This window comes from Citrobacter sp. Cpo037 (genome assembly GCF_030332945.1).
In the GTDB taxonomy this organism is placed as follows: Bacteria; Pseudomonadota; Gammaproteobacteria; order Enterobacterales; family Enterobacteriaceae; genus Citrobacter; species Citrobacter portucalensis.
In genome coordinates this window covers 25,771-37,217 of sequence record NZ_JAOWGW010000083.1, presented here as the reverse complement: position 1 = coordinate 37,217, position 11,447 = coordinate 25,771, and the positions used below count along the sequence as shown (strand labels likewise).

The following is an 11,447-nucleotide window of genomic DNA, read 5'->3' as shown; positions in this document are numbered from 1 at the left end:
CGGTAGTTCAGTTGGTTAGAATACCTGCCTGTCACGCAGGGGGTCGCGGGTTCGAGTCCCGTCCGTTCCGCCACTTATTAAGAGCCCTGAGCTAACGCTCAGGGCTTTTTCTTTGTCTGCAATTTAATTATTGCTGAATCCGCAAAAATCCTATGCATTTTTCACTCTTTTTCTATAAAGAGCTGAAGCTCATAATCCTCTCAGTTAACGAACATAGTGATTAAAAAGAGGAATTCTATGACTATCCCTGCATTCGGTTTAGGTACTTTCCGCCTGAAAGACGACGTGGTTATCGCTTCTGTTAAAACGGCGCTTGAGCTAGGCTACCGTGCTGTCGACACTGCGCAAATCTATGATAATGAAGCGGCTGTTGGTCAGGCGATTGCCGAAAGCGGCGTACCGCGTAACGAGCTGTATATCACCACCAAGATTTGGATTGAAAATCTCAGCAAAGAAAAACTGATCCCAAGTCTGAAAGAAAGCCTGAAGAAGCTGCGTACAGATTATGTCGATCTGACGCTGATCCACTGGCCATCTCCAGGTGATGCGGTATCTGTTGAGGAATTCATGCAGGCGCTGCTCGAAGCAAAACAGCAGGGGCTGACTCGCGAAATTGGTATCTCAAACTTCACCATTCCGCTGATGGAAAAAGCCATTGCCGCAGTAGGTGCAGAGAACATTGCGACCAATCAGATTGAGCTGTCTCCGTATCTGCAGAGCCGTAAGGTGGTTGACTGGGCGAAAGCACACGGTATCCACATCACCTCTTACATGACGCTGGCTTACGGTAAAGCGCTGAAAGATGAAGTGATTGCGCACATTGCCGCTAAACATAACGCGACCCCGGCGCAGGTTATTCTGGCATGGGCAATGGGGGAAGGTTACTCCGTAATTCCTTCTTCTACCAAACGTGAAAACCTGGCAAGCAACCTGCTGGCGTTGGAACTGCATCTGGATGCCGAAGATAAAAAAGCGATCGCGGCACTGGACTGCAACGATCGTCTGGTCAGCCCGGCAGGCCTGGCCCCTGATTGGGATTAATTGCCTGACCCTCTGTACCCTTTAACCCTCTTTCACAGCTCCTTCGGGAGCTGTTCTTATATATTCACTTAAAAAGTCGATAAATGCCCGAATGCGCGTACTGACGGCACGATCGCTGTAATAAACTGCGCTAAAAGGCATCTCTACCGGCAGACGTTTATCTGCCAATAACTCCACCAGTTCACCCCGCGCGATCTCTTTATCTATCATATAATCTGAAAGACATGCGATGCCGTTGCCATTCAGGCAAAGCTGTTTTAGCGTTTCTCCACTGTTGGAAGAAATTCCGCACTCGACCTCATGCAGCTGTCCGTCGATACAGGCAATCGGCCAGGTATTGAGTGAAACCGGTTCGGAAAACCCCAGACACAGGTGCTGGTTTAACTCCTCGACACTCTCTGGCTTGCCAAAACGGGCAATGTAGTCCGGTGAGGCAATAATCTTACGATAGCTGGTAAATAACGGACGCGCACGTAGACTCGAGTCAGTCAGTGTACCCGCTCGTATAGCAACATCCACTTTTCGTTCAATAAGATTGATGAACGTTTCTGAGGAGACGAGAGACAGCGTCATCTCGGGATACCGCTCCCGGAACGGCTTGATTAGCGGCATCAGGAAATGCAACATCACCGGTGTTGCTGCGTCGATGCGCAGCAGGCCGCGCGGAGTATTACGCGACTCCATGATTTCCGTTTCTGCTGCAGCCATCTCTTGCAGTATCTGCTGCACCCGCCTGAAGTAGCGCTCTCCTTCTTCGGTCAGGCTTAGCTGTCGGGTCGTGCGATTAAGCAAACTGACGCCCAGTTTCATCTCCAGCTTTTTTACTGCCCGGCTGACCGCGGAATTGGCTTGTCCAAGCTGTTCTGCCGCCCGGCTAAAGCTGCCGCTTTCCACTACCGCCACAAAAATCGCAAGTTCTTCAGAGGTTGCTTTCATTTTTGCACCTGACGCAAAATTATATTGAGATTTTGAATATTTTTGTCATTAAAACATCCTGGCATACTGCGTGTCATCTGATTACTGATGTTACGGAGTTATTTATGCCTCTCGCTTTATTTGCACTAACAATAAGTGCCTTCGCTATAGGCACTACTGAGTTTGTGATTGTTGGCCTGGTGCCAACCATCGCTCAACAGCTGGCGATCTCGTTACCTTCCGCTGGGATGCTGGTTTCAATCTATGCGCTGGGAGTGGCAATTGGCGCACCGGTACTGACCGCTCTGACCGGACGCCTTCCACGTAAACAGTTACTGGTTGCGCTGATGGTTCTGTTTACAGCGGGGAATTTGCTCGCATGGCAGGCACCCGGGTATATGACACTCATTGTTGCTCGTCTGCTGACTGGGCTGGCACATGGCGTATTCTTCTCGATTGGTTCTACCATCGCGACAAGTCTGGTGCCAAAAGAGAAAGCGGCTTCCGCCATTGCCATTATGTTTGGTGGCTTAACGGTGGCGCTGGTCACCGGCGTGCCGCTGGGAACATTTATCGGTCAGCACTTTGGCTGGCGTGAGACTTTCCTCGCGGTATCAATGTTAGGCGTGATTGCACTGATCAGTAGCCAGTTGTTGATCCCCGCCAACATTCCCGGTCGCGCAGCCGCCAGCATTCGCGACCAGATGAAGGTGCTGACTCATCCCCGTCTGCTGCTGATTTACGCCGTTACGGCACTGGGCTACGGCGGTGTATTCACGGCATTCACCTTCCTGGCACCGATGATGCAGGATCTGGCGGGATTCTCCCCGGCAGCAGTAAGCTGGATCTTATTGGGTTACGGTGTTTCAGTGGCTATCGGTAATATCTGGGGCGGTAAGCTGGCGGATAAACATGGTGCGGTTCCTGCGTTGAAATTCATTTTCGCCGCGCTGTTTGTTCTGCTGATGGTCTTCCAACTGACGGCCTCTACTCAGTACGCCGCGCTGGCTACCATTCTGGTGATGGGGATCTTTGCCTTTGGTAACGTACCGGGATTGCAGGTCTACGTGGTACAGAAAGCTGAGCAATTTACGCCTAATGCTGTAGATGTGGCGTCAGGGTTAAACATTGCGGCGTTTAACATTGGGATTGCACTGGGGTCAGTGATTGGCGGGCAAACGGTCGAGCATTATGGTTTAGCTCAGACGCCGTGGATTGGCGCCCTCATTGTTCTGGTAGCTTTCCTGCTGATGGGGGTCAGCGGTCGTCTTGATAAACCCGTGCGTGTTGCTCTGGGGTAAATCATTGATGTAAGCGCCCACTTACAAAACAAACTGCAATTGTTCGTTGAAAGTGAGTGCTAAAATCCCTATAACAGAAGAACCAGTCCGGCTGCGGACTGGTTGACGTTACAGAGGTTTGAAAGTCTAAAGTGCGAAAAAACACCTATGCCATGCGTTATGTTGCCGGACAACCCGCCGAGCGGATTTTACCGCCGGGGTCGTTTGCGCATATTGGCCAGGCATTACCCGCAGGCGTTCCGTTAAGCAGTGAAGACCGCATTCGCGTGCTGGTATGGAATATTTTTAAACAGCAGCGCGCAGAATGGCAGTCGGTGCTGAAGAATTTTGGCAAAGATGCGCATCTGGTATTATTACAGGAAGCGCAAACCACGCCAGAGCTGGTGCAGTTTGCGACCGCTAACTACCTTGCTGCCGATCAGGTTCCTGCCTTTGTGCTGCCTCAGCATCCCTCTGGCGTCATGACGCTCTCTGCTGCTCATCCTGTTTACTGTTGTCCATTGCGCGAGCGTGAGCCTATTTTACGGCTGGCGAAATCGGCTCTGGTAACGGTGTATCCGCTGCCTGACTCTCGATTATTAATGGTGGTGAATATCCACGCGGTTAACTTTAGCCTCGGCGTCGATGTTTATAGTAAGCAGTTACTTCCCATTGGCGATCAGATTGCTCATCACAGCGGCCCGGTTATTATGGCTGGCGATTTCAATGCCTGGAGCCGTCGACGGATGAATGCGCTGTACCGCTTTGCGCGTGAAATGTCGCTGCGCCAGGTACGTTTTACTGACGATCAGCGCCGACGCGCGTTTGGTCGCCCTCTCGATTTTGTGTTCTATCGTGGTCTGAACGTGAGTGAAGCCTCTGTGCTGGTCACCCGTGCATCCGATCACAACCCGCTACTCGTTGAATTCAGTCCCGGCAAACCTGAACAATAACGGTGTGTCAGGTCTGCCGTAGGGCAGGCCTGTGATGGTTGCCCTTCCTATTTCACAACAACCGAAGGACAACACAATGACAACACGCTCTCACCATGACAACGTCGAAAAACAGTTTGGCTCTCAGGCTAATGCCTATTTAACCAGTGCGGTGCACGCCTCTGGCCGTGACTTGCAGCGTCTGAGGGAAAGGTTATCGGCATTTCCGCAGGCCCGTGTGTTGGATATGGGATGTGGAGCGGGGCATGCCAGCTTTGTAGCCGCGCAACACGTAAAGCAGGTTGTGGCTTATGATTTATCGTCGCAGATGCTTGAGGTAGTCGCTGAGGCGGCAAAAGACAGAGGCCTGGAGAATGTCGCCACACGCCAGGGTTATGCCGAAAGTCTGCCATTTGAAGATAGCGAATTTGACGTGGTAATTAGCCGCTATTCTGCGCACCACTGGCATGATGTCGGACGCGCGCTGCGGGAAGTGAACCGCGTTCTGAAGCCCGGTGGTGTATTGATTGTGATGGATGTGATGTCGCCAGGCCACCCAGTACGTGATATCTGGTTGCAAACCGTGGAGGCGTTACGCGATACCTCGCACGTTCGTAACTATTCCAGTGGAGAGTGGCTGTCGTTAATCAACGATGCCAATTTGATTGCCGATACTTTGTTAACCGATCGCCTGCCACTGGAGTTCAGTTCGTGGGTCGCGAGGATGCGCACGCCCGCGGCGTTGAGCGACGCGATTCGTGCATACCAACAAAGTGCTTCTGCAGACGTGAAAGCCTACTTTGCGTTACAGGAAGATGGCTCGTTTACCAGCGACACGATAATGGTTGAGGCACATAAAGCGGGATAAATAAAAAAGGCACTGGGGGGAATCCAGTGCCTTCATTTCTACAATCCTATCAGGAATCCGGCATGCCGTTGTTTTTCACAAACAACGTGAGCTGATCGCCTGGCTGTAGATTGTCCGTATCGCTGTTCCAGCGCATGACATCTTTGATGTTAACCCCGTGACGTTTGGCAATGCTCGACAACGAGTCGCCTTTACGCACACGATAGGTGATGCTATCGCTGTTGTTCGCCAGACGCTGCGCGCTGGTACCCGCACCCACCGTCAGGTTTTGACCCACTTTCAGGGATGACCCGCGCAGATTATTCCACTGCTTAAGGTCATTGGTGCTCACGCCAAGACGTGAAGCGACGCCAGAAAGCGTATCGCCAGAGCGAACTTTGTAGCTACGACTGTTCAGCGGCGTGTTATCCGCGACCAGCGTTGACTGCACGGCTGCAATTTCGCCTGAAGCCAGAGATTCACGCAGCTTCTCTGCATGCTTCTTTGGCACCATCACATATTGCGGGCCGCTGGCACCCAACGTGGAGCCTTTCACACCTGCATTGAAAGTCTTCAGCTTGCTGACGGAAATACCCGCCATATCGGCAACCTGAGCCATCTCAACCGGGCTACTCAGGCGAACACGTGCCAACGCGCGGCTTTCGTCTGTTGTTGGCAGACGCACGCCATAGCGTTTGCTGTTTTTGAGTATATCGCTCAATGCCAGCATTTTGGGCACATACTGCTTTGTTTCCTGAGGCAATGGTAACGACCAGAAGTCAGTGGATTTTCCACGTGCTTTGTTCGTTTTGATTGCCTTCATGACACGACCTTCACCGCTATTATAAGCAGCAACGGTCAGCAGCCAGTCGCCATCAAACATCTTGTTCAGACGCTGCATCATGTCCAGTGCGGCGGTGGTGGAAGCCACAACGTCGCGACGTGCATCATAATTGCGGGTCTGTTTTAAACCATAATTGCGCCCCGTGCTCGGAATGATCTGCCAAATACCTGCGGCATTGGCGCCAGACGTTGCGTGAGGATCAAAAGCGCTCTCCACTATGGGTAGTAGTACCAGTTCCATTGGCATGTTACGTTTCTTAACCTGCCCGGCTATCCAGTACATATACGGCTCTGCCCGTAAAGTTACATCGTGGAGATAGCTCTTATTACGTAAATACTTCTGTTTCTGTTCGCGAATCCGGTTGTTTTCCGGAATTCCCATCTTTAGCTCGTCACCAATGAAAGCCCACAAATCTTGATCAGCAGCGATAGATGTTCCGTCGTCCATCCATCGCGCCTGACTTGTAAACTTTCCTGCTTCCCCTTGACCAGCTGCAGAAAGGCTCTGTGCGTGTTGTTGGACGTTACCAGTATTCTGGCACCCAACAAGCAGGACAGAGGCGAGTAATATCGCTTTTGCCTTCATGTGTGTGTCAATAGTTGCTTAAAAGACGACCGATCATAACGGCGAAGTTTTCAAAAGGCAACCCGGAATTGTCAGAACGTATCTTTCTTTGACCTTAACCAGGCAAAACGCTCTTCAGGTTGTTGCAATATTGTTTCTTTGTTTATTTCATTAATTAAATCAATATCTTCTGTTCTCAAAAAAAGATTATTTCGCCGCTCATTTTTCAGAATTACGGGTAGTGTCATTTGTTTTTTTACGCGTAACTCATTAACTTTACGATAATATTCATTTATGAACGAATCGTGCGGGAGAATGCTTAAGGCAAACTTCATGTTTGCTAATGTGTACTCATGTGCACAACAAATTAATGTATCGTCAGGAAGTTCGTTTATTTTTTTAAGTGATTGATACATTTGAGTTGCTGTGCCTTCGAAAAGTCGACCACAACCGCCAGAAAAGAGCGTGTCACCACAAAATAAGTAAGGATGGCTAAAGTAACAGATATGTCCTAAAGTGTGACCCGGAGTAGCAATTACCCTAAATTCATGCCCCAAAACGAGTGCAATATCGCCATCTTCGACTATGTGTGTCGTTCCCTTATCTTGCGTTTCAGCCGGTCCGTATACCACTATTTGTGGGAAATGTTGCAGGAGTTCTTTCACACCGCCCACGTGATCCTGATGATGGTGGGTTAGCAGGATGGCTTCCGGCACCCAGTTATACTCTGCAATGGCTTTCAAAACAGGAGCCGCCTCACCCGGGTCCACAATCAGACAATGCTGGTCATTATTTGACAGGACCCAGATGTAATTGTCCTGAAATGCAGGAATACTGTTAAGATTCATATATTACCTCTCAATGCGTAACGGAAGGTTGTGATGAAACCGGCAAGGATCCCTCAAACTGTCGTAGCGCCCGTTAGCTGGGATGATTTGCCCTGGGGCGAACACTATCGTGAGGCGCTGGAGCATCAGCTTAACCCGTGGTTTGCAAAAATGTACGGTTTTCATCTGCTTAAGGTTGGTAATTTAAGCGCAGAAATCGATTCTGAAGCGTGCGCGGTTTCTCATCAGGTAAATGTTTCTTTGCAGGGATCTCCCATGCAGGTGACGGCCGATCCTTTGCATCTTCCCTTTGCCGATAAGTCCGTGGATGTCTGTTTATTGGCCCATACGTTACCGTGGTGCTCTGATCCGCATCGCCTACTGCGTGAAGCCGATCGCGTGTTGATTGATGACGGCTGGTTGATTCTGAGCGGCTTTAACCCGGTAAGCTTGATGGGATTGCGTAAACTGATACCCGTATTGCGCAAGACATCGCCTTATAACAGTCGGATGTTTACCCTCATGCGTCAACTGGACTGGCTATCATTACTGAATTTTGAAGTGCTGCACTATAGTCGTTTTCATGTTCTGCCCTGGAACAAGAAGGGCGGGAAAATGTTAAGCGCCCATATCCCCGCGCTGGGCTGTTTACAGCTGGTGGTTGCGCGCAAGCGAACCATTCCGCTTACGCTCAACCCGATGAAACAAAATAAAAGCAAAACGCCTATCCGTCATGCCGTTGGCGCGACCCGGCAATACCGTAAACCGGACGCTTAAGCCTCAGCCTGATACCCAATATCATCCTGAGTCGGGCTCATGGCCGCGGTGCGTGCAAGCTCATCGCAGCGTTCGTTTTCCGGATGGCCCGCATGGCCTTTAACCCATTCCCATTTGATTTGATGCGGCCCCAGCGCGGCATCGAGACGTTTCCACAAATCGACGTTCTTCACCGGTTTTTTATCTGCTGTTTTCCAGCCGCGCTTCTTCCAGTTGTGAATCCACTGCGTAATGCCCTGGCGCACATACTGGCTGTCCGTGCTGAGTATCACTTCACACTGTTCTTTCAGGGCTTCCAGCGCAACGATTGCCGCCATCAGCTCCATGCGATTATTAGTGGTGAGGTTGTAGCCCTCGCTAAAGGTTTTTTCGCGCCCACGATAGCGTAAAATCGCCCCATAACCACCAGGCCCTGGATTTCCCAGGCAAGAACCATCGGTGAAAATTTCTACCTGTTTAAGCATCTCTGGTAGACTTCCTGTTTTAGCAAATCGAAATCAAACGATAAGTCTGACATAAATGACCGTTATGAGCACTGGAATTACACGACAGATCGTCCTCGATACCGAAACTACCGGTATGAACCAGATTGGCGCCCACTATGAAGGCCACAAGATCATTGAGATCGGTGCGGTTGAAGTGGTGAACCGCCGCCTGACCGGCAATAACTTCCATGTTTACCTGAAGCCGGACCGGCTGGTGGACCCGGAAGCGTTCGGCGTACATGGAATCGCAGACGAATTCCTGCTCGATAAACCTACGTTTGCCGATGTAGCCGACGAGTTTCTCGACTACATTCGCGGCGCGGAGCTGGTCATTCATAACGCATCGTTCGATATCGGCTTTATGGATTACGAATTCGCGAAGCTCAAGCGTGATATTCCGAAGACGAATGAATTTTGCAAAATAACCGATAGCCTGGCGCTGGCGAGGAAAATGTTTCCTGGCAAGCGAAACAGCCTTGATGCGTTATGCTCGCGCTATGAGATAGACAACAGTAAACGAACTCTGCACGGCGCATTGCTCGATGCCCAGATTCTGGCCGACGTTTATCTGATGATGACCGGCGGGCAGACCACGATGGCGTTCTCAATGGAAGGCGACAGCCAGCAGCAGAATGACACGGGGATCCAGCGTATTGTGCGACAGTCCAGTAAACTACGCGTTGTTTTCGCCACTGATGAAGAGTTAGCGGCCCATGAGTCACGCCTTGACCTGGTGCAGAAGAAAGGCGGAAGTTGCCTCTGGCGGGCATAGTTTGTACGTTTACCGTATGAAAATGGCCATTCGGGTGATTTTTGCAGCAAACGATTAAAAACGTGAGAAAAAGCGTTGACGAGGCGCGAGGCAATCCGTAATATTCGCTTCGTTCCCAAGCGGAACACAACGCGGAGTGGTAGTTCAGTTGGTTAGAATACCTGCCTGTCACGCAGGGGGTCGCGGGTTCGAGTCCCGTCCATTCCGCCACTATTCAGAAAGCCTGAATCAGAAATGATTCAGGCTTTCGTCGTTTTAGCCCGCCAAAAAATAATAATCTCATTATCACGCTTTATCGACCGCGCCCGAGCTTTCGGGTGGGCAACACATCAGGTCATCCTTAACCCGACGCATATCCAGAAGGCGATTAACTCGCGAAGTGATTCATCACGCAGGCGAAGCGGGGTGAAAAGTTATCGCCAATAAGAACCGTTTCCTCATTCAGGTGCTTTAGCATATACAGCTTGTCGGCACGTTCGTAAGCGTCGAAGAAGAGATAGTCGACAGCGTCCGTTGCATCATCATCGGGGGATTTTTCCCGACCATCGGGAGTGAGCATAAAAACGCCTGCGGTATGGCCGAGTGGACGGGCATAGCGAAAGAACAGTTTTCTATTAACAGCGAACTCGCCGTCGTCACTTTTGAGTTTCCCTTGGACTGACAATGAAAGGTGTCCGGAGTTGTAGCTGGTTATCAGCATTATTCCGTGGAGTTCCTTTTTTGTATTCTGGATGTCGAGTATCGACGTGAATTCCGAGGAGCAGGAAAAACTGATTTCTTGTTTTTTCGCATTCCCGGCGATAATAAAAAAAGCGATAGCCGCTAGCCCAAAAATGGCAATCACGACTGACCATAGTAAAGGAGAGTGATCGCTTTCCTGCTTCATATCATTCCTCATGATGGCGATACTGGCTGATGCAATGGTAATAGCCGAGGTTTAGCCCGCATTCAGCGGCAAACGACCACTCAACCAGATTATGGTTGCTCGCCCAGGTATTGAGATACAGATCTTTTGGGTACGAACAGTTGGGGTTAATACCCACGGACTTGAAAATATCCAGCGCTTTTTTTTCGGTTATGGTGTCGGTGAGGGCGTTTCCTAATATATGCACACGGCATTGCTCGTAGTCGATAGTCCGCAGGATCGCCGCGTCCGTCATCGCGATTTCATTGGGTATCCATGTTAACCACGCTGTCGCCAGCACGGCGATGCCGGTAATTAACGTTGTTATCGTGACAGGCCACAGGTTTCGTTTCTTTTCCCTGGGCGTCAATGCAACATTGACTATTCTGGTGGGCGCTTGCGATTCCTCCAGTTGCTGAATATTGATACTGGCGTCGCTCATCCGAAATCCTATTCGCGGAATAGTGACGATCAGTTCTGCAGGATGGCCCGTAGACGTTATTGCTTTGCGCAGAAATGAAATGTGCTGATTGAGATTAGCATCCGTCGCTCTGGCGCCATTATGCTGGAAAACATTCTGCAGAATTTCATCGCGCGAGGATATCTCTTTACCATTTTGCAACAGATAGAGCAGTAATTGTGTTGCCACATTATTCAATGTGGCCATTTCACCAGATGCCAGGTCTTTTAGGGTATTTTTATGTGGTCTGAAAACTAAGCCATCACCAATAATTACGGATTTAATTTTGTTTATTGGTATATGAGAAATCACTGATGTCTCCTTTAAAGCAGGATATCTCGCATTCGAGTGGGGGAAGCAATAGCATAACATAATTCATTTATAAAAAATGATTGTACCATAGATCACTTTATTAATATTTATATAACAATCTCTTAATGTATCTAATAGAATCCTCCAATCTCCTTCCTCTCTTTCACTATCTTATTGTCATTACTCGATTTTGATGCCCAATTTCATTTTTACAAAACATTCATAAATACATTTTGCCTGTTCTTCTGGCTAAATAAAAAAATAGTTGATAGATAAAAACTCTATAAAAACCATAAATGATAGACATTAACACTGGCATTGGCGTGTTTTTTGGCTATTTTTTAGGTAAACGATCGCTCTACAGACAGTGTTACAACACGATTCCCTGAGTTTGATTAATACCGGATTTTTGCATTGTGTCATTTTTTCGTCGACTTAATATAAGCCCCGAAACAGCGTAAACAACTGTGGACGGTATTTCTGATGG

Annotated in this window: 12 protein-coding genes and 1 tRNA gene; 7 read left to right on the top strand and 6 right to left on the bottom strand. The window is 49.4% G+C overall.

All coding sequences use genetic code 11. The features are described from left to right. Positions 1–237: 237 nt before the first annotated feature. Complete coding sequence (dkgB, locus tag OGX94_RS24175) at positions 238–1,041, top strand: 2,5-didehydrogluconate reductase DkgB (protein ID WP_257661371.1); 804 nt, start codon at positions 238–240, stop codon at positions 1,039–1,041. A 21-nt stretch (positions 1,042–1,062) separates the two neighbouring features. Here the strand turns inward: dkgB and yafC are convergent, their stop codons facing one another. Then, positions 1,063–1,977, bottom strand: a complete 915-nt coding sequence (gene yafC, locus OGX94_RS24170; protein WP_003830795.1) for a DNA-binding transcriptional regulator YafC — start codon at positions 1,975–1,977, stop codon at positions 1,063–1,065. Between the two features lie 104 nt (positions 1,978–2,081). Between yafC and OGX94_RS24165 the strand changes: the two genes are divergently transcribed. The 3 genes from OGX94_RS24165 (at position 2,082) to OGX94_RS24155 (ending at position 5,036) form a co-directional block, all read left to right on the top strand. Further along, positions 2,082–3,257, top strand: a complete 1,176-nt coding sequence (locus tag OGX94_RS24165; protein WP_126319178.1) for an MFS transporter — start codon at positions 2,082–2,084, stop codon at positions 3,255–3,257. Positions 3,258–3,388: 131 nt separating this feature from the next. Continuing rightward, positions 3,389–4,189 (top strand): endonuclease/exonuclease/phosphatase family protein, encoded by an 801-nt coding sequence (locus OGX94_RS24160; protein WP_008783770.1) that lies wholly within the window; start codon positions 3,389–3,391, stop codon positions 4,187–4,189. A 76-nt stretch (positions 4,190–4,265) separates the two neighbouring features. After that, positions 4,266–5,036 (top strand): class I SAM-dependent methyltransferase, encoded by a 771-nt coding sequence (locus OGX94_RS24155; protein WP_126319176.1) that lies wholly within the window; start codon positions 4,266–4,268, stop codon positions 5,034–5,036. Positions 5,037–5,085: 49 nt separating this feature from the next. Here OGX94_RS24155 and mltD read toward each other — a convergent pair whose 3' ends face one another. Both mltD and gloB read right to left on the bottom strand, forming a co-directional pair. Continuing rightward, the gene (gene mltD, locus OGX94_RS24150; RefSeq protein ID WP_032934340.1) at positions 5,086–6,444 is read right to left on the bottom strand and encodes a murein transglycosylase D; all 1,359 of its coding nucleotides are present in this window, start codon (positions 6,442–6,444) and stop codon (positions 5,086–5,088) included. 71 nt (positions 6,445–6,515) lie between these two features. Beyond that, positions 6,516–7,271 (bottom strand): hydroxyacylglutathione hydrolase, encoded by a 756-nt coding sequence (gene gloB, locus OGX94_RS24145; RefSeq protein WP_257661372.1) that lies wholly within the window; start codon positions 7,269–7,271, stop codon positions 6,516–6,518. A 33-nt stretch (positions 7,272–7,304) separates the two neighbouring features. Here gloB and OGX94_RS24140 point away from each other — a divergent pair, with 33 nt between their 5' ends. Further along, the gene (locus tag OGX94_RS24140; protein ID WP_126319174.1) at positions 7,305–8,027 is read left to right on the top strand and encodes a class I SAM-dependent methyltransferase; all 723 of its coding nucleotides are present in this window, start codon (positions 7,305–7,307) and stop codon (positions 8,025–8,027) included. On the opposite strand, the gene rnhA is transcribed toward OGX94_RS24140, so the two are convergent. Then, the gene (gene rnhA / locus OGX94_RS24135) at positions 8,024–8,491 is read right to left on the bottom strand and encodes a ribonuclease HI (protein WP_063941989.1); all 468 of its coding nucleotides are present in this window, start codon (positions 8,489–8,491) and stop codon (positions 8,024–8,026) included. The genes OGX94_RS24140 and rnhA overlap by 4 nt on opposite strands. Before the next feature lie 64 nt (positions 8,492–8,555). Here rnhA and dnaQ point away from each other — a divergent pair, with 64 nt between their 5' ends. Together dnaQ and OGX94_RS24125 are read left to right on the top strand one after the other, a co-directional pair. Continuing rightward, a complete protein-coding gene (gene dnaQ / locus OGX94_RS24130) occupies positions 8,556–9,284 on the top strand; it encodes a DNA polymerase III subunit epsilon (protein ID WP_095533177.1) in 729 nt (242 codons plus the stop codon). Between the two features lie 133 nt (positions 9,285–9,417). Then, a tRNA-Asp gene (locus tag OGX94_RS24125) sits at positions 9,418–9,494 on the top strand. A 157-nt stretch (positions 9,495–9,651) separates the two neighbouring features. Here OGX94_RS24125 and OGX94_RS24120 read toward each other — a convergent pair. Continuing rightward, positions 9,652–10,170, bottom strand: a complete 519-nt coding sequence (locus OGX94_RS24120) for a FidL-like protein (protein ID WP_003830806.1) — start codon at positions 10,168–10,170, stop codon at positions 9,652–9,654. A gap of 1 nt (position 10,171) precedes the next feature. Beyond that, a complete protein-coding gene (locus OGX94_RS24115) occupies positions 10,172–10,855 on the bottom strand; it encodes a winged helix-turn-helix domain-containing protein (RefSeq protein WP_223240930.1) in 684 nt (227 codons plus the stop codon). Between the last annotated feature and the right edge of the window lie 592 nt (positions 10,856–11,447).